Source organism: Lysinibacillus sp. NPDC093712 (assembly GCF_050280025.1).
Classification (GTDB): domain Bacteria; phylum Bacillota; class Bacilli; order Bacillales_A; family Planococcaceae; genus Lysinibacillus.
The window spans coordinates 119,383-137,601 of sequence record NZ_JBNNUU010000004.1 but is presented as its reverse complement, the minus strand read 5'-3'; the positions used below and the strand labels follow the sequence as shown (position 1 = coordinate 137,601).

Here is an 18,219-nt window from a genome sequence, read left to right as displayed (position 1 = left end):
TTTTTTTTGCATTATTCCAAAAAAAAAATTGTAATCTATGAAAGTTCATACACAAATTTGTCAACAATTTGACAAGAGTATAGTAGCTGTGAAGTTTTTCTCCTTTACTAATTGACTTCAAATATCACCTATTGTATGCTTACAAAGGGTAAGAATGATAAGGGTTTCTAATCGTTGATAGACGTTGAAACACTTGTTATATCAAGTTTCTACTAAATTGACAGTTCAAACCATCACTGTCGATTTGCAACGTTTTGTGCGTTTCGGTTTAACACCGAATCAGTAAGGGGTGTAAGGCATTATTAGGAATTTACACCTGTAATTTCATTCAAATGACTCTCCCATTACTATTCCGCTGTGAGTAGTGTTTTTCACTGCTCTTTTCTGATTTCACAAAGTGGTAAGCAAACGTTTTCTTTACTCGAAAAAATGATTCAGGAGACTACAAACCAATGCTAGATTTGCATCACATTTTTGCTGTGCAGAAGAGAGCGTTATTTTTTTTGCTCGCACTTTGCGCATTAGGCTGGGGCTTTACGTCCTTTCAAACAGTTTTTGCGGGCATCGCAATCGGTGCATTTTTTGGTACGTATAATTTTTGGATTTTAGTTCGCCGTATGGAGAAGTTTGATCGTTCCATTAGTGAAGGGAAGAAAATAGGTTCACTTGGTACAGCACTGCGTTTTGGATCAGGTGTAGCGGCAGTCGCTATAGCCATTTCGTTGCCAAACTATTTTCACTTGATTAGCACGGTCATAGGGCTAATGATTCCGTACGTAGTTCTCTTTGTCGAGAGAATTGTATCTCATGTAAGGAACCACTAATTGTGCTTTATTAGAAAGAGAGGTGAAAAATAACAATGAATCATGAAGCTCCGTTAGTAACCATTGGTTTTTTAACATTTAACTTATCTACAGTTATGATGTTACTAGTTGCAGCAATAGTCGTATTTTTAATCGCTGTTATCTCTACTAGAAACTTAAAGTTAAAACCAACTGGTATGCAAAACTTTATGGAATGGATTATGGATTTCGTAAAGAATATCATCAAAAGCAACATGGACTGGAAAACTGGTGGACGATTCCACATTTTAGGTATCACACTTATTATGTTTATCGCAGTATCTAACTTATTAGGTCTTCCATTCTCTATCGTCTATGACCATGAACTTTGGTGGAAATCGCCAACAGCTGACCCAACGGTTACAATGACTCTTGCAACAATGATTTTAGTATTATCTCAATACTATGGTATCAAAATGAAGGGTACAGGCCATTATGTTGGTACATTCTTCAAACCAATGTCATTTATGTTCCCGCTAAAAATTATTGAAGAGTTTGCAAACACTTTAACATTAGGTCTGCGTCTTTACGGTAACATTTATGCAGGTGAAATTTTACTTGCATTAATCGCAAGTTTAGCAATATCAGGTCCGCTCGGGTTCGTAGGTGCAATTGTTCCTATGATGGCATGGCAAGGTTTCTCTATTTTCATCGGCTTTATCCAAGCCTTTATCTTCACAATGTTAACAATGGTTTACATGGCTCATAAAGTGAGCGATGACCATTAATATAAAGCATAAATTTTATGCTTGAACCAAAAAAACAAACAATTCCAAGGAGGAAATTTTAAAATGACAGGTTCATTAGGTTTATTAGCAGCAGCAATCGCAATCGGTTTAGGTGCACTTGGTGCAGGTATTGGTAACGGTCTTATCGTATCTAAAACAGTTGAAGGTATCGCTCGCCAACCAGAAGCTCGTGGCGTTCTTCAAACTACTATGTTCATCGGGGTTGCATTAGTTGAAGCCTTACCGATTATCGCAGTAGTAGTAGCATTCATCGTAATGAACAAATAATTCAGTTGTATACTGAATTTTACTAGTGGCGAAGCAGGATTCACCAGATGAAACTTCGCCCTTCATTTTGGAACAGATAAAAGCTATGTGCAAATATAGCTTTTTAAAATAGGTAAGTTTTTAAGTATTACAAACTAATATGTTGAAGTTAAAGCTCTTGAAGGGAGTGAAACAATCGTGTTTTTAGACAATCTTGTACTAGGTGCAGGTGGAGGATTCAATGGTGGAGATGTCATCTCAACATTAGTCATCTTCTTAGTATTAATGCTTCTACTTAAAAAGTTCGCTTGGGGTCCATTAATGGGCATCATGCAACAACGTGAAGAATTAGTAGCTAGTGAGATCGAAGCAGCTGAAAAGGCTCGCAAAGATTCGCACAAATTTTTAGAAGAACAAAAAAGTCTTCTTAAAGAAGCTCGTACGGAAGCACAATCGATTGTTGAGGGTGCTAAGAAGCAAGGCGAAATGCAAAAAGAAGAAATTCTTACAGCAGCTCGCAATGAAGCTAACCGCTTAAAAGAATCGGCTTTACGTGAAATCGAGTCTGAAAAAGAAAAGGCTATCGCAGCTGTACGTGATGAAGTCGTTTCATTATCTGTACTTGCAGCATCTAAAGTCCTTAGCAAAGAGATTTCTGAGGCAGACAACCGTGCTCTAATTGAAGAGACGATTGCGAAGGCAGGGGAAGCTCAATGAGTAATTCAACTGTAGCAAAGCGTTACGCTCAAGCTCTATTTGAAATTGCGCAACAAAAAAATATTCTTGCAGAAGTTGGGGCAGACTTAAACGAGTTAACAAAAGTTGTTACAGAATCTCCAGATTTTTTAACACTTTTAAACGCGCCTAAGTTCTCTATCGAACGTAAGAAACAAATGGTAGCTGAAATCTTTGCAAGTGCAACGCCAGAAGTTTTACACACAGTTCAACTACTTGTTGAGAAGAAACGTGTAAACGAAGTGAAGCTAATTGCTAATGCATATGCTGAGCTTGCTGCACAGGCACAAGGTTCTGCGGATGCAACTGTATTCTCAACGCGTGAACTTTCTGCTGAAGAAAGCGCTAAAATTTCTGCGGCATTCAGTAAACTTGTTGGGAAACAATCATTAAACATTACAAACGAAATCGATCCTTCATTATTAGGTGGTATTCGTGTTCAAATCGGTAACCATATTTATGATAGCTCAGTAGTGAACAAGCTTGAGCGTCTAAAACGTGAATTAATCGGTTAATAATTTAGAAATGTGAGAGGTGACATACATGGGCATCAAGGCTGAAGAAATCAGCAGTCTGATTAAACAACAGATTGAGAATTATGAATCTGAACTTAAAGTAAGCGAAGTTGGTACAGTTATCCGTATTGGTGACGGTATCGCTCTTGCTCATGGCCTCGACAACGCCATGGCTGGAGAGCTTCTAGAGTTCTCTAACGGTGTTATGGGTATGGCTCAAAACCTAGAAGAAGGTAACGTTGGTATCGTTATTTTAGGTCCATACACAGACATCAAAGAAGGCGATGAAGTTCGTCGTACAGGTCGTATTATGGAAGTACCAGTTGGTGAAGAACTAATTGGCCGTGTTGTAAACCCACTAGGTCAACCAGTGGATGGACAAGGTCCAATCAACACAACTAAATCTCGTCCAATCGAAAGCCCAGCTTTCGGTGTAATGGCTCGTAAATCAGTACACGAACCACTACAAACTGGTATCAAAGCTATTGACGCACTTGTACCAATCGGTCGTGGTCAACGTGAATTAATCATTGGTGACCGCCAAGTTGGTAAAACATCTGTAGCAATCGATACAATCCTTAACCAAGGTGACCAAAACATGATCTGTATCTATGTTGCAATTGGTCAAAAAGAATCTACTGTACGTGGTGTAGTAGAAACTTTCCGTAAACATGGCGCTTTAGATTACACAATCGTTGTGACAGCTTCAGCTTCTCAACCAGCTCCATTATTATTCTTAGCACCATTCGCTGGTGTATCTATGGCAGAGGAATTCATGTTACAAGGTAAACACGTATTAATCGTGTATGATGATCTTTCTAAACAAGCATCAGCTTACCGTGAACTTTCACTTCTTCTTCGCCGTCCTCCAGGTCGTGAAGCATACCCTGGTGACGTTTTCTACTTACACAGCCGCTTATTAGAACGTGCTGCGAAGTTAAATGAAACATATCAAAATGGTTCAATTACAGCTCTTCCATTCGTTGAGACACAAGCTGGGGATATCTCTGCATACATCCCAACTAACGTTATCTCAATCACTGATGGACAAATTTTCTTACAATCTGACTTATTCAACTCAGGTGTACGTCCAGCGATTAACGCCGGTCTTTCTGTATCACGTGTAGGTGGATCTGCTCAAATTAAAGCGATGAAAAAAGTTGCGGGTACACTACGTCTTGACTTAGCTGCATTCCGTGAGCTTGAATCTTTCGCTCAATTCGGTTCAGATTTAGATAAAATCACACTTGCTAAACTTGAGCGTGGTAAACGTACGGTTGAAGTTCTTAAACAAGACCTAAACAAACCACTTAAAGTTGAAAAACAAGTTGCGATCCTTTATGCATTAACTAAAGGTCACTTAGATGACATTCCAGTTCAAGATATCGTTCGTTTTGAATCTGAATTCTTAAGCTGGTTAGATACAAACCACACAAACGTTTTAGATCATGTTCGTACTACTAAAGAACTTGCTCCTGATGCGGAATACGTAGCAGCTTTAACTGCATTCAAAAAAACTTTCGCTAAATCAGAATAAGCAAGATAAATAGTCTCTTGATTAAAAAACAAAAGGTGGTGAAATACCAGTGGTAAACTTACGCGAAATAAAAGGTCGTATTAATTCAACAAAGAGTACGAAACAAATTACGAAAGCGATGCAGATGGTTTCTTCTTCAAAGTTACGTCGTGCAGAGCAAAACGCTAAAGCTTACGTTCCTTACATGGAAAAAATTCAGGACGTAGTAGGCGCTATCGCATCAGGTACAAAAGACAGTGGACATCCAATGTTAACTGCCCGTCCTGTAAAGAAAACAGCTTACTTAGTCATTGGTTCTGACCGTGGTCTTGCAGGTGCTTACAACTCAAGTATCCTTCGTCAAGTGCAACGTACAATCAACGAGCGTCATAAATCAAAAGACGAATACGTGATTTTAGCAGTAGGTCGTGTTGTTCGTGATTACTTTGTGAAACGTGATCATAATGTTATTAGCAGTGTAGTTGCTCTTCCTGACCAACCATCATTCGCTGATATTAAAGAAATCGCTCGTAATGCTGTTGGTATGTTCATTGACGGTACGTATGATGAACTTTATATGTACTACAATCACTTTGTTAGCGCTATCGCTAACGAAGTGACAGAGAAAAAACTTCTTCCATTAACTGATATTGCAACTGTAAGCAGTAAAGCTTCTTATGAATTCGAGCCATCTGGTGAAGCAATTCTTGAAGTATTACTTCCACAATATGCGGAAAGCCTAGTTTACGGCGCATTATTAGACGGAAAAGCAAGTGAACATGCTTCTCGTATGACTGCTATGAAAAATGCAACTGATAACGCATCTGATCTTATCGGAGAACTTTCATTGCAATATAACCGTGCACGTCAAGCAGCAATTACACAAGAAATTACAGAAATCGTTGGTGGGGCTGCAGCCTTAGAATAGGCTTCAGCTCACCAATGTCGTATAAGAATACGATAGGAGGGTACACAGTAATGAATAAAGGACATGTTATTCAAGTAATGGGTCCGGTTGTTGACGTAAAATTCGACAATGGCCAATTACCAGCAATCTATAACTCATTAACAGTTAAGATTGAACGTCCTAATGAAGAACCAACAACTCTTGCATTAGAAGTTGCACTTCATTTAGGTGATGATTCTGTTCGTACAATTGCAATGTCATCTACTGATGGCTTACAACGTGGAGCAGAAGTAACAGACTCAGGAAAAGCTATCTCAGTACCAGTTGGTGAAGTGACTCTTGGTCGTGTATTCAACGTATTAGGAGAAGTAATCGACTTAGGTGAAGAAATTCCAGCTGATGCTCGTCGTGATTCAATTCACCGCGAAGCACCAACTTTCGATGAGCTTTCAACTTCAGTTGAAATCCTTGAAACAGGTATCAAAGTAGTAGACTTATTAGCACCATACATCAAAGGTGGTAAAATCGGTCTATTCGGTGGTGCCGGTGTAGGTAAAACTGTATTAATCCAAGAATTAATCAATAACATTGCACAAGAGCACTCAGGTATCTCTGTATTCGCTGGTGTAGGTGAGCGTACTCGTGAAGGGAACGACTTATTCTTCGAGATGAGCGATTCAGGCGTTATCAAGCAAACAGCGATGGTATTCGGTCAAATGAACGAGCCACCAGGTGCACGTATGCGTGTAGCTTTAACTGGTCTTACAATGGCAGAATACTTCCGTGATGAGCAAGGTGCAGACGTACTTTTATTCATCGACAATATCTTCCGTTTCACACAAGCAGGTTCTGAGGTTTCTGCCCTATTAGGTCGTATGCCTTCTGCGGTAGGTTACCAACCAACACTTGCAACTGAAATGGGTAAATTACAAGAACGTATCACATCTACTAACAAAGGATCTGTAACTTCTATTCAAGCGATCTATGTACCAGCCGATGACTATACTGACCCGGCTCCAGCTACAACTTTCGCCCACTTAGATGCAACTACTAACCTTGAGCGTAAATTATCTGAAATGGGTATCTACCCTGCGGTTGACCCATTAGCTTCGACTTCTCGTGCATTATCACCAGAAATCGTAGGCGCTGAGCACTACGCAGTAGCAACTGGCGTACAACGTACAATCCAACGTTACCGTGAATTACAAGACATCATTGCTATCTTAGGTATGGATGAGTTATCTGATGAAGATAAACAAACAGTTGAACGTGCTCGTCGTATTCAATTCTTCTTATCTCAAAACTTCCACGTTGCGGAACAATTCACTGGTCAAAAAGGTTCTTACGTTCCTGTTAAAGAAACGGTTCGTTCATTCAAGGAAATCCTTGATGGTAAACACGATCACCTACCAGAAGATGCTTTCCGTTTAGTTGGTTCTATTGAAGAAGTAGTTGAAAAAGCGAAAAGCATGGGCGTAGAGGTTTAATACTAGGGACGAGGAGGAAAAAATATGAAGACAGTTACAGTCAATATTGTCACTCCCGACGGCCCAGTATACGATTCTGAAGTAACAATGGTAATCGCGAAAACAACTTCAGGTGAAATTGGTGTTCTTGCTGGCCATATTCCAATGGTTGCTCCACTTGCAATTGGTGCAGTGAAGCTGAAAAAAGAAGACGGTTCAACAGAAGTTGTAGCTGTAAGCGGTGGTTTCATTGAAGTTCGTCCAGAAAAGATCTCAATTTTAGCACCTTCTGCTGAAATTGCTGAAAACATCGATGTTCAACGTGCTAAAGAAGCCGTTAAACGCGCTGAAGGACGAATTCAAAGCAAACAAGATAACATTGATTTCAAACGTGCTGACCTAGCATTAAAACGTGCGTTGAATCGTATCAACGTTCATGAGGGTAATATCTAATTCAATTTTTAACGGGCAGATTCAATATCTGCCCGTTTTTTAAATGGAGGAACACGATGTGGAAATTTATGAAGCAGTAGGGCAAGAAGCTTTAATGGGGATTCTATCGCATCTATTTTTTATTGCTATCACATTTTACGCTTTGCAGGCCTTCATGCTAGAGAAACTATTTAAGAAAAATAAAGTTTTTCAAATACAGTTGATTTATATTTTGCTGAGCATTGCGATAGGCACAGCAGTTTCTAATTTCTTTCTTCAAATTTCAGGATGGTCTGGAAAACTTCCGTACTTATTTTAAATTTAGCGAAGTAAACATAATAAGTAGACGGAAGCATAATTTTATAGGTACATATTTCGAAGGGCTCCATAAGATAACTTATGTGGTCCTTTGAAATATGTACAAAAGAGGTTTAACAATCCGTATAAACGGATATATTTTAGTCACGAACTTTCGTTATGTATAAGAGAATTACATTTTTTTACCGTGTTATTGGTCATTCACAAAAAAAAAAATAATGCGTACAATAAATAAATAGCAAAATATCAATAAATGCATTAAAATAGTGATTTGGACGCTTGAACGAGCGTGTGAAAAGTTGTACTATAAAGTTGTTTGTTTACTGATTATGACATTATACATCTTTTTTTAAAATAAATTTTCGATAGGTTAAGAGATTGAATTCGGAGGGACGTAGGGTGGATAAAATTATAGTGACTGGCGGCCAAAAGCTACAGGGGAAAGTTCGTGTAGAGGGCGCAAAAAATGCAGTGTTACCAATCCTGGCAGCAGCTTTACTTGCTTCAAAAGGAGAAAATGTAATTAAAGAAGTCCCTAACTTAGCAGATGTTTATACCATAAATGAAGTACTTAAAAGTCTAAACGCTGATGTTACATATATACCAGAAGACAATATAGTATATATAGACGCAACAAAGGATCTTTCAAGTGAAGCTCAATTTGAATTTGTGAGTAAAATGCGTGCATCTATTTTAGTGATGGGTTCTTTACTTGCTCGAAATGGCTTTGCACGTGTAGCTTTACCGGGTGGTTGTGCAATCGGATCACGTCCAATAGAATTACATTTAAAAGGCTTTGAGGCAATGGGCGCAAAAATTTCATTTGGGCACGGGTATGTGGAAGCGAAGGTAGAGGGTCGTTTACAAGGTGCGAATGTGTATTTGGATTTCCCAAGTGTTGGAGCTACAGAAAATATTATGACGGCTGCATCTTTAGCAAAAGGAACGACTGTCATTGAAAATGCAGCAAAAGAACCAGAAATTGTAGATCTTGCTAACTTCATTAATAGTATGGGTGGCCGTGTTATCGGTGCAGGTACGAATACGATTCGTATAGAAGGCGTTGACACATTATATGGAATAGAACATCATATTATTCCAGACCGTATTGAGGCAGGTACATTTATGGTAGCTGCAGCGATAACAAAAGGTGATGTAACGATAGAAAACGCTGTGCCAGAGCATATGACGGCTTTAATAGCTAAAATGCGAGAAATGGGCGTTGAAATTACAGAGCTAGAAGAAGGTATACGCGTACATGTACCGCAAACATTAAAAGCCGTGGATATTAAAACAATGCCACATCCAGGATTCCCAACGGATATGCAATCACAAATGATGGCCTTAATGTTAACTGCTGAAGGTACGAGTATTATTACCGAAACTGTTTTTGAAAACCGTTTTATGCACGTAGAAGAGTTTCGTCGCATGAATGCAGGTGCAAAAATTGAAGGCCGCTCTGTCTTTATCGAAGGGCCAGTAAACCTACAGGGAGCTGAGGTTATGGCAACTGATTTACGAGCTGCCGCTGCACTAATTTTAGCTGGTCTTGTGTCAGAGGGCATTACGAGAGTTACAAAGCTTCACCACTTAGATCGTGGTTATGTAGACTTTCATGGGAAATTAGCGTCACTTGGCGCTAATATTGAACGTGTAACAACTATGGAAGTTGCACAAAAAGAAAAAGCGTCATTGGAATTACCAACAAACTAATGCTATTGAAATCTCTTTGCTAATAATAAGCAAAGAGATTTTTTGTTGTGAAATCAAAATCTACTCTTCAAAACAAGATAATAAGTCTTTTGCGTTTAGTAGAACGCTCATATATTAAAGAGTTCTCGCATATTATTCCATATGAAAAAATGGATAATGAATATTGGTGTTATTTGTTTAATTGGCGCATTATATGTGCTTCCTTTAGCATTCAGTGAGAGACGAACGGATGACAGTTTAAACAATTCTCCACAAACGACGGAAAAAGCCTGTGAAATATTCATAGAAGTGGAGGGACAACAGGAAAAAATTCCTTTAGAAACGTATATAGTTGGTGTAGTTGCTGCGGAAATGCCCGTTTCTTTTAATAAAGAAGCCTTAAAAGCTCAAGCAATTGCAGCAAGGACATATGCTCTGAAAACGACAAATTACGGCAAGAATACTATTGCACCTACAGTTGCAAGGCAAGTTTACTATAATAAGGAACAAAGAAAAGCAAATTGGACTAGCAATTTCCCGGGAAATGAAAAGAAAATTGTCGAAGCCATTACAGAAACACAAGGACAAGTGCTTCTATATGATAATGAATTAATAACGGCAATGTTTCACTCAACGAGTAATGGGAAAACGGAGAGTGCTTATGGCTACAGCGGTAATGACTTACCATATTTACAAAGCGTTGCAAGTATGTCCGATCAAGCATCTCCAAAGTTTGCAACTATAGAAGAATGGACGTTAGCCGAATGGAATGCCTTGTGGTCGATTAAATGGCAGGCGACAGATTTTGGCCGTATACAATTGTTCCTTAATGATTCAGGACGTGTTGAACGGTTACAGATGGGGAAAAACGTCTGGTCAGGTAGAGAGGTTAGAACACTCTTGCAATTACCGTCAACAGATTTTAAGATTTCATATAGTAGAGATACTGGAAAAGTTCAAGTAGCAACGAAGGGATATGGTCACGGAGTTGGTATGAGTCAGTATGGTGCAAATGCGATGGCAGGCGAAGGAAAGACCGCCTCAGAAATTTTACACTATTATTATCAAGAAGTTGAGATAAAAAAAATAGATGCATGTTTAAAATAACTTCTAGTTGTTCACACTGCAATTAGAGGTGATGAAAATGAGAGAGGATAAAAATAGTAAAACTTCTCAAAATGAAAAAGGACAATTGCAGAAAAAACCTTGGTTTTGGCCGGTAGTATACGGTGGTGGTGCGCTAGTGTTAGCAGGTTTGTTATTTGGTTACAATAGTCTCGTATCAAAAGAAGAGGCGCCATTACCAGATTTAGCACAGGTAGACCCAGGTCCAGTAGTTGAAACAAATGCACGAACAGAAAACATGAAGTATCCATTCAAAGAAGCTGACTTTAGTAAAGTACAAGTTTCACAGGAATTTTATGAGGTAGAAGCCAATGAAGAGTCACGTGAGAATGCTTTAATGGTATTCAATCAAACTTTTACAACTTCATCAGGCATTTCTCTTTCTATGAATGGAGAGGAATTTGAAGTAGTTGCTGCGTTGAGTGGTAAAGTACTAGAAGTAAAACTAGATGCATTCACAGGCAATAAGATCGTTCTAGAGCATACAAATGGTATGCAAACACATTACAGCTCTGTGAAGGATATTGTCGTAAAAGAAGGCGATGAAGTTACACAAGGTCAGCCACTTGGAAAAGCGACTGACAATGAGTGGAATCAAGCAGCGGGCGTTCACATGCATTTTGAAGTACTAGAAAACGGAAAATATATCAATCCTAAAAAATTACTAGCATTTTAAAAAAATCAGCATTTTAACGAGAAAGTGCAAAACGTGTTCTGAATAGCTTTGTCCTCACATAAGGTGAAGAAATGCGCAGACGTGCATCTGATGCCAAAGCCATTTTGTGAAATTGTGTGGAAAGGACGAAGAACGTGCACGAGCACATTCGGAAGCGCTGCATACGCCTCGGTGAATTATTGATTGAGACGCGTGAAACTGTGCGTGTCCTCGCGAAAATGACAGGTTACTCAAAAAGTACGGTGCATAAAGATTTAACAGAGCGATTACCAACAATTCATGAAGGATTAGCTGATCAAGTGAAAGAGATTCTCGCCTACCATAAAGCCGTACGTCATATTCGTGGAGGAGAGGCAACGAAAAACAAGTGGAAAGAAAGAGCGAGTCAAGAATGATTCGTTCTTTTTTTGTACTTTTCTACTTGTGTACATATAATTGTAGGAAAACAAGCGGAATAACTAAATTTAGGTGAAATTACCAATGGGGTGTGATAAAATATTCTAGATAAATAGACAATAGGAACGTTATGTAGTTTGAACTGGCGGGAAGGAGAAATTTAAAATGTTTTCGAAGGATATAGGCATTGACTTAGGAACTGCGAACGTATTAATTCATGTAAAAGGTAAAGGAATCGTCCTTAATGAACCTTCAGTGGTAGCAATAGATAAAAAGACAAACAAGGTTTTAGCTGTAGGAGAAGAAGCTCGTCAAATGGTGGGTCGCACGCCCGGTAATATAACTGCAATTCGTCCATTACGCGATGGAGTGATTGCAGATTTTGATGTTACTGAAGCGATGCTTAGACATTTCATCAATAAATTAAATTTAAAAGGGTTTTTATCTAAACCACGTATCTTGATTTGCTGTCCTACAAATATTACAAGTGTAGAGCAAAAAGCTATTCGCGAAGCCGCTGAAAAATCTGGTGGTAAAAAAGTATATTTAGAGGAAGAGCCAAAAGTTGCGGCAATCGGTGCAGGTATGGATATTTTCCAACCAAGTGGCAATATGGTAGTTGATATCGGTGGTGGAACTACAGATATTGCAGTACTTTCAATGGGTGACATTGTAACAAGTGAGTCTATTAAGGTAGCGGGCGACGTTTTTGATAATGATATTTTGCAATATATTAAAAAGGAATATAAATTGCTAATTGGTGAACGTACAGCAGAAGCAATTAAAATAACAATCGGCACAGTTTTCAAAGGTGGACGCAACGATTCAATGGATATTCGCGGTCGTGATATGGTAACAGGCTTACCTCGTACAATTACGATCCATTCTGAGGAAATTGAACGTGCATTACATGAATCGGTAGCAATGATCGTACAATCGGCTAAAAACGTGTTGGAAAAAACACCGCCTGAGTTATCAGCTGATATTATTGATCGCGGTGTAATTATTACTGGTGGTGGCGCATTGTTACACGGTATGGACCAACTGTTAATTGAAGAGTTAAAAGTACCAGTCTTTATTGCTGAATATCCAATGGACTGTGTGGCAATTGGCACTGGCATTATGCTAGAAAATATTGATCGTGTTCCAGCATCCCTATAAAAATACAATGAGGTGATTCCTTTGTTCAAAGGGTTTTATACAGTAGCAACAGGTATGATAGCACAACAAAGACGAACAGAATTACTGACAAACAACTTATCAAATGCAAGTACGCCTGGATTTAAAGCTGATCAATCTACAATTCGTTCATTTCCAGATATGCTAATGTCGAGCGTAGGTAAAACAAATGCACCTGCCAATCAGCAATCCGGCTCGCAGTATATGAGCCAAGTTGGTGCATTAAATACAGGAATTTATATGCAAGAAACATTGCCAAATTACATACAAGGTCAAATCTACAGCACTGATTTAACGACAGATATGGCCCTAATTGATGGATACTTACCACAAAATGAAGATGGTGTTACTGGCTCAATTTTCTTCCGTCTGGCACATCCAGACGGTGGAGAAGCCTATACACGTAACGGGAATTTTACATTGGATGGTCAAGGCTATTTAGTCAATGCGCAAGGTCTTTACGTATTATCAGACAGTGGACAACGCATCCAGCTACCAAATGATGATTTCCGTCTTGATCAGGATGGTACAATTTTTGTAAATAACCAGCAAGTAGCACGTGTAGGTGTATCTTTTGCTGCCAATCCGAACATGCTAGTTAAACAAGACAATGGCTTAATTCGTACAGAAAATGGAGACGCTTTACCTACTGCTTATGGTGCAAATGGCGTATCGTTTACATTAGGTCAAAATTATTTAGAGCGCTCTAACGTAGACTCTGGTCGCACAATGACAGACTTAATGACAGCGTATCGAGCTTTCGAAGCAAACCAAAAAGTGTTGCAGGCTTATGATCGCAGTATGGAAAAGGCTGTTAACGAAATCGGCAAACTATAATAAGCGAACAGGAGGCGTTTTCCCATGCTACGAACAATGATTACCGCAACAAATACAATGGGCCAATTGCAAAATAAACTAGATACAATTAGTAATAACATCGCTAATAGTGGTACGCATGGCTATAAAGCACAGCAAGCTACTTTCAATGAACTAATGTATCAGCAATTTAATACTGATAAACAGGACCCTACTGTGCGCCAATCACCAGTAGGTATACGCTATGGCTCGGGCGCAATGCTTGGCCAAATTCAAACGAATCATAAGCAAGGTTCCCTTCAAACAACAGACCGAGACCTTGATGTAGCTTTTACAAAGCCAAAACAATATTTCAACATTTTAATGCCAGATGGTGAAAATGGTACAAAAACAGTGTATACTCGTCAAGGTGACTTTTATTTATCACCTTTAAATAATGGGACGGTAATGCTTGTTAATACAGATGGCTATCCAGTAGCAGATGCAAATGGACAGCCTATAACATTACCTGATAATGTAAAAGGATTCGCTGTTCGCGATGGAGGCTCGTTAGAAGCTACATATCCGAATGGAGATATTATTCGGACGGATTTAGCTGTAACAGAATTTCAAAAGCCACAGCTAATGGAGCATGTATCTGGCACATATTTAGGCTTACCGAATAACTTAGCGGAGCTAGGATTTACACAAGCTGAAGTTGTAACAGATTTACAAGGCGCAAATCGTCAGCAAATCGGCATGCAAAATGGTACACTCGAATTATCGAATGTAAACTTGTCGAAGGAAATGACAGATTTAATTGAAACACAACGTGCTTATCAATTTAATGCAAGAGCTGTAACACTAGCTGACCAAATGCTAGGGCTAATTAATGGCATTAGATAGGTACGTTTGAGTAAGTAATGAAGGGGTACAATATCTATGACAAACGATTCACGTCGACGTTCTGTGCCGACACAAGAAACCGATACGCCACCAGTAGAGAAGGGACGTCGCTCAAATGGAGAGCAACGCGAGGTTCGATGGGTGCAAATACGGCTGATTCCGATTTGGTTACGTGTTGTACTTGTTCTTGTTTTAATCGTTGTTGCTGCTATTTTAGGTACGATGGTCGGCTACAGTGTGATTGGTCAAGGAAAAGCAATGGATGTCTTTAATTTAGAAACATGGCGGCATATATTTGACATAATGAATGGTAAAGAATAATAATATTCTTTACCATACTTTGTGTTATCACATAAAAAGGTTTAATACTGTAATTTGTATATCAAATACGCGCTTTTGGATTAGAACAAAGGCGAATTGTGTTTGAGACCTTCATTCTGTTGTCCGAGCTGGCTCGTTGCTTGCTAAATGGAGAGGACTCGGGATTGGACGTTAGGTACGTATTTTATGTAAAAAGCCAACTTACATACTCATGAGGGGGAAAAGAAATGTTAACAGCAGAACAAATTCAAGCAATTTTACCACACCGTTATCCTTTTTTATTCGTAGATCGTATTGTGGAATTAGAGGAAGGTAAGCGTGCGGTAGGTTTCAAAAATGTATCAATTAATGAGGATTTTTTTAATGGACATTTTCCAGGATATCCAGTTATGCCAGGTGTTCTAATTGTTGAAGCATTAGCACAAGTTGGTGGTGTAGCCTTATTAAAATCTGAACAATATCAAGGGCGTTTAGTATTTTTAACGGGCATTGATAATGCACGCTTTAAGCGTCAAGTAGTACCAGGCGATCAGCTTCGATTAGAAGTGGAATTCATTAAATTGCGCGGTTCTATGGGTAAAGGACACGGAATTGCGACAGTTGATGGCGAGCTTGTTTGTGAGGCAGATATTTTATTTGCAATAGGGCCAGAACAACCAAAACAGCCTTAATTTGCAATTATAGGCTAAAAGTTATAAAATAATCTTGTCGAATAGTGTTCTTAATGTCAATTTTTTTTGACAGAAATTAGTATAGTTTTAATAATACGATGGAATTGTATTGAAATACATGAGATTTTAGGTTTTTTAAAAAGTAGGAGGATTATATAGATGTATAAGGAATTGTCTTCAGGTGTTAAAATTAGCATTACGCGTTCGATTTCAACATCTTTCGAATCATACTTAGCGAGTATTGGTTGGGAAGAAGAGCGCTTTTCTATGGAAGACTTCATTGCTAGCTGGCAGTCTTATTTTCAGGAAAATGCCGCTTGGATCGAAAAAATCCCAGCCGATGTTTTGATGAGTACTGAATTCCATGAAGAAATGGCAAAAAAAATCGATGAAGTAATTGCAAAAATTTTAAATGAAGAACCAACCGCTAAACAGGTCGAAACAATTGATGCTTTACAAAAAGAGCTAGGTACAAACTATTCTTATAATTGTAAAGCAGAAGCAGCTTATATTGAGCAGTTGCTAAAAGAAAAACAAAAATAGTTTTTGTACAAAAAATCGGATAGTTCCCTCCTTTCCCGGGCAATCTATGTAGGATCACAAATGCACAAGTTGTATTTGATGACATAGAACTCAAGAAAGGAGGTTTTTAAATATGTGGAAAATGTCATTTTTCACCATTATTCTTGCTACAATATTCCTTGGAGGTTGTAACTGGGGTAACAATGCGGCTAATGAAACACCAATGGAAAATGCGAAGAACGACGTTCGAAAAGGTGTTAACGATGTGGAAGATGTTGTAGATCCAAATAGAAACCATGATGTCTATGATCGCAACGTAAACAACAACACTCGTGGCACTGTGAACGAAGGCACAGTAAATGAAAATACTGTAATGCCTGAAGCGACTACACCAGGATCAAATGCGGATGTAAATGGCTCAAACGGCTATGATAACGTTCCAAATGCAAACGGTGTAAACGGTGTTGAAAGAAACAACAATGCTGTTAATGAACGTAATACCATGACTACTCCATAAATACAAAAAGTGATTCCGTCAATCGGAATCACTTTTTCTTTATATCGAGCTGGATGAATCCTGCTGCACGGAAGGTGGTGATGGATTCCGCGAAAGCGAGGAGAGATTCCGCGGAAGAAGGGTGTGATTCTGCGGGGCAGAGGAATGATACCGCGAAAGAAGGGTGTGATTCCGCGGAGCAGAGGAATGATTCCGCGAAAGCGAGGAGTAAATCCGCGAAAGCGAGGAGTAAATCCGCGAAAGCGAGGAGTGATTCCGCGAAAGTGAGGAGTGATTCCGCGAAAGCGAGGAGAGATTCCGCGAAGCAGGTGAAGAATTCCGCGAAAGCGAGGTGTAATTCCGCGCAGCAGAGGAGGAATCCCGCGAATCACACCATATTTTATTCAAAAATGACAACTTGTCCAGCACAAAAAAACGATACGTTATACAACGCATCGCTAAAATTAATCATTTTTAAGTTTTGGTCGTTCTTTCATACCTTTTGAGAAGCGGTCTAGTAACTCTATTTGCGAAACACCCTCTGTTAGGAGATCAGCGAGTAATTGTTCAGCGTATTTTGAACGCTTAATTTTTAAAGTACCCTTTAAAAGTACAGAGATATGCTCGCCAATTTCTTGCACAGTATGAACGACAACCCGAAATGGTGCTGGTTCATTATCTGGAAATGAAATAACTGCTCGCACATTAACTACTGTAGCATTCGCTAATAACTCATCAAAAATCGGTCGATATTGTCGATCGATAAACAGTTCAAGAATCCAAGATTGATGGCTGTTTTCCTGGTTAATAATAATGCCATCGACTAAAGGAAATGCTTGCATGCCTTCTTGAGTGACAAGGTCAAAGGAAAGCATTTTAAATGTTTTCATTATGTATCCTCCTAAGTCGGTCATTCATTTTAGTATAACATAATCAATTACAGCTTGTTGCTGATGAGTCTGTTACTTCAATTCTCGATTAAATATGCAAAATTTAATTTTTGTGGAATGTACTATTTTACTTACAGCCATCAAGACTCTACACGGAAAAAACCACAATATACAAAAAATAAAAGGATGAAAAAACGATTTTTCGGATTGAATAACGCGTTAAATATCAAAAATCGACTTTTGCCAATAGGGACTGCCATCTTGTAAGATGAGAGCAATTAAAAGCAAAGGAGGTGAATCGATGAACCAAGTCGGACTGGTTGGAAGACTAACAAAGGATCCTGTGTTACGACAACTATCTAGAAATCGAGTGCAATCTCATTTTTCCCTCGCCATTAATCGCAATTACAAAAACAGTCGTGGGGAAGTAGAAACTGACTTTATTCTTTGTACAGTATGGGGAAAGCTGGCAGAGCATATCGTTAGATTTTGCGGAAAAGGCTCATTGATTGGGATAAATGGGCGAATTCAGTCCAGATCATTTATGAATGAAGAAAGCACAAAAATTTATATTACTGAAGTGGTTGTAGAAGATGTCCGCTTCTATAGGCTGAAGCCGCCAGATAGTAGCGGGAGCAACGTACCACCATCTTCATCCGTCGATCAGGAGATTCTTAAGGATTTTGTACTACCAGAGAAAGAGTTGCAATTACCAGTAGTATAACCGACTATTGCAATACATACGGAGCAATGCTAAAACATTTTTTAAATTCGCCATTCTCCTTTAAGAATGCTAGGCACTTGCGCCGTAATATATTAATTAG

The 18,219-nt window shown here is 38.8% G+C and carries 23 protein-coding genes; 22 read left to right on the top strand and 1 reads right to left on the bottom strand.

The genetic code is table 11. The features are described 5' to 3' along the window. Positions 1-452: 452 nt before the first annotated feature. The 21 genes from ACQKNX_RS16195 to ACQKNX_RS16095 all read left to right on the top strand — a co-directional run bounded on the left by ACQKNX_RS16195 (position 453) and on the right by ACQKNX_RS16095 (position 16,526). Complete coding sequence (locus ACQKNX_RS16195) at positions 453-824, top strand: ATP synthase subunit I (protein WP_139860289.1); 372 nt, start codon at positions 453-455, stop codon at positions 822-824. Positions 825-859: 35 nt separating this feature from the next. Next, a complete protein-coding gene (gene atpB, locus ACQKNX_RS16190; RefSeq protein ID WP_427429766.1) occupies positions 860-1,570 on the top strand; it encodes a F0F1 ATP synthase subunit A in 711 nt (236 codons plus the stop codon). A gap of 63 nt (positions 1,571-1,633) precedes the next feature. Continuing rightward, entirely contained in the window at positions 1,634-1,858 is a 225-nt protein-coding gene (gene atpE, locus ACQKNX_RS16185; protein WP_004269474.1) for a F0F1 ATP synthase subunit C, read from the top strand. Positions 1,859-2,035: 177 nt separating this feature from the next. Further along, on the top strand, positions 2,036-2,554 hold the full coding sequence (gene atpF, locus ACQKNX_RS16180; RefSeq protein ID WP_340820980.1) for a F0F1 ATP synthase subunit B: 519 nt from the start codon (positions 2,036-2,038) through the stop codon (positions 2,552-2,554). Continuing rightward, on the top strand, positions 2,551-3,087 hold the full coding sequence (locus tag ACQKNX_RS16175; RefSeq protein ID WP_340820979.1) for a F0F1 ATP synthase subunit delta: 537 nt from the start codon (positions 2,551-2,553) through the stop codon (positions 3,085-3,087). Before atpF ends, ACQKNX_RS16175 begins: the two co-directional genes overlap by 4 nt. A gap of 28 nt (positions 3,088-3,115) precedes the next feature. Next, the gene (atpA, locus tag ACQKNX_RS16170) at positions 3,116-4,624 is read left to right on the top strand and encodes a F0F1 ATP synthase subunit alpha (RefSeq protein ID WP_401010734.1); all 1,509 of its coding nucleotides are present in this window, start codon (positions 3,116-3,118) and stop codon (positions 4,622-4,624) included. 49 nt (positions 4,625-4,673) lie between these two features. Then, positions 4,674-5,531: an ATP synthase F1 subunit gamma gene (gene atpG / locus ACQKNX_RS16165; protein WP_427429765.1), complete on the top strand. Its 858-nt coding sequence runs from the start codon at positions 4,674-4,676 to the stop codon at positions 5,529-5,531. Between the two features lie 50 nt (positions 5,532-5,581). After that, positions 5,582-6,997, top strand: coding sequence for a F0F1 ATP synthase subunit beta (gene atpD, locus ACQKNX_RS16160; protein ID WP_173478604.1), 1,416 nt, complete (start codon positions 5,582-5,584; stop codon positions 6,995-6,997). A 24-nt stretch (positions 6,998-7,021) separates the two neighbouring features. After that, positions 7,022-7,429, top strand: coding sequence for a F0F1 ATP synthase subunit epsilon (locus ACQKNX_RS16155; RefSeq protein WP_427429764.1), 408 nt, complete (start codon positions 7,022-7,024; stop codon positions 7,427-7,429). Positions 7,430-7,487: 58 nt separating this feature from the next. After that, positions 7,488-7,727, top strand: coding sequence for a DUF1146 family protein (locus tag ACQKNX_RS16150; protein WP_340820974.1), 240 nt, complete (start codon positions 7,488-7,490; stop codon positions 7,725-7,727). Positions 7,728-8,125: 398 nt separating this feature from the next. Then, on the top strand, positions 8,126-9,439 hold the full coding sequence (murA, locus tag ACQKNX_RS16145) for a UDP-N-acetylglucosamine 1-carboxyvinyltransferase (RefSeq protein WP_427429763.1): 1,314 nt from the start codon (positions 8,126-8,128) through the stop codon (positions 9,437-9,439). Positions 9,440-9,580: 141 nt separating this feature from the next. Further along, entirely contained in the window at positions 9,581-10,525 is a 945-nt protein-coding gene (gene spoIID, locus ACQKNX_RS16140; RefSeq protein WP_427429762.1) for a stage II sporulation protein D, read from the top strand. Between the two features lie 37 nt (positions 10,526-10,562). Then, positions 10,563-11,219, top strand: coding sequence for a peptidoglycan DD-metalloendopeptidase family protein (locus tag ACQKNX_RS16135; protein ID WP_427429761.1), 657 nt, complete (start codon positions 10,563-10,565; stop codon positions 11,217-11,219). A gap of 134 nt (positions 11,220-11,353) precedes the next feature. Further along, on the top strand, positions 11,354-11,614 hold the full coding sequence (locus tag ACQKNX_RS16130; RefSeq protein ID WP_004269485.1) for a sporulation transcriptional regulator SpoIIID: 261 nt from the start codon (positions 11,354-11,356) through the stop codon (positions 11,612-11,614). 166 nt (positions 11,615-11,780) lie between these two features. Further along, complete coding sequence (locus ACQKNX_RS16125; protein ID WP_173478598.1) at positions 11,781-12,776, top strand: rod shape-determining protein; 996 nt, start codon at positions 11,781-11,783, stop codon at positions 12,774-12,776. 21 nt (positions 12,777-12,797) lie between these two features. Continuing rightward, positions 12,798-13,631: a flagellar hook-basal body protein gene (locus tag ACQKNX_RS16120; protein WP_340820968.1), complete on the top strand. Its 834-nt coding sequence runs from the start codon at positions 12,798-12,800 to the stop codon at positions 13,629-13,631. A 24-nt stretch (positions 13,632-13,655) separates the two neighbouring features. Beyond that, on the top strand, positions 13,656-14,495 hold the full coding sequence (locus ACQKNX_RS16115; protein WP_427429760.1) for a flagellar hook-basal body protein: 840 nt from the start codon (positions 13,656-13,658) through the stop codon (positions 14,493-14,495). Positions 14,496-14,531: 36 nt separating this feature from the next. Further along, positions 14,532-14,816 carry a DNA-directed RNA polymerase subunit beta gene (locus tag ACQKNX_RS16110; RefSeq protein ID WP_427429759.1) on the top strand — a complete coding sequence of 95 codons (285 nt, stop codon included), beginning with the start codon at positions 14,532-14,534 and terminating at the stop codon, positions 14,814-14,816. Between the two features lie 227 nt (positions 14,817-15,043). Beyond that, positions 15,044-15,487 carry a 3-hydroxyacyl-ACP dehydratase FabZ gene (fabZ, locus tag ACQKNX_RS16105; protein WP_340820965.1) on the top strand — a complete coding sequence of 148 codons (444 nt, stop codon included), beginning with the start codon at positions 15,044-15,046 and terminating at the stop codon, positions 15,485-15,487. A gap of 159 nt (positions 15,488-15,646) precedes the next feature. After that, on the top strand, positions 15,647-16,030 hold the full coding sequence (locus ACQKNX_RS16100) for a hypothetical protein (RefSeq protein ID WP_427429758.1): 384 nt from the start codon (positions 15,647-15,649) through the stop codon (positions 16,028-16,030). Between the two features lie 112 nt (positions 16,031-16,142). Next, positions 16,143-16,526 carry a hypothetical protein gene (locus tag ACQKNX_RS16095; protein ID WP_427429757.1) on the top strand — a complete coding sequence of 128 codons (384 nt, stop codon included), beginning with the start codon at positions 16,143-16,145 and terminating at the stop codon, positions 16,524-16,526. 443 nt (positions 16,527-16,969) lie between these two features. On the opposite strand, the gene ACQKNX_RS16090 is transcribed toward ACQKNX_RS16095, so the two are convergent. After that, positions 16,970-17,395, bottom strand: a complete 426-nt coding sequence (locus ACQKNX_RS16090) for a YwpF family protein (RefSeq protein ID WP_427429756.1) — start codon at positions 17,393-17,395, stop codon at positions 16,970-16,972. Between the two features lie 301 nt (positions 17,396-17,696). Between ACQKNX_RS16090 and ACQKNX_RS16085 the strand changes: the two genes are divergently transcribed. After that, complete coding sequence (locus tag ACQKNX_RS16085; protein ID WP_427429755.1) at positions 17,697-18,119, top strand: single-stranded DNA-binding protein; 423 nt, start codon at positions 17,697-17,699, stop codon at positions 18,117-18,119. Positions 18,120-18,219: the final 100 nt, after the last annotated feature.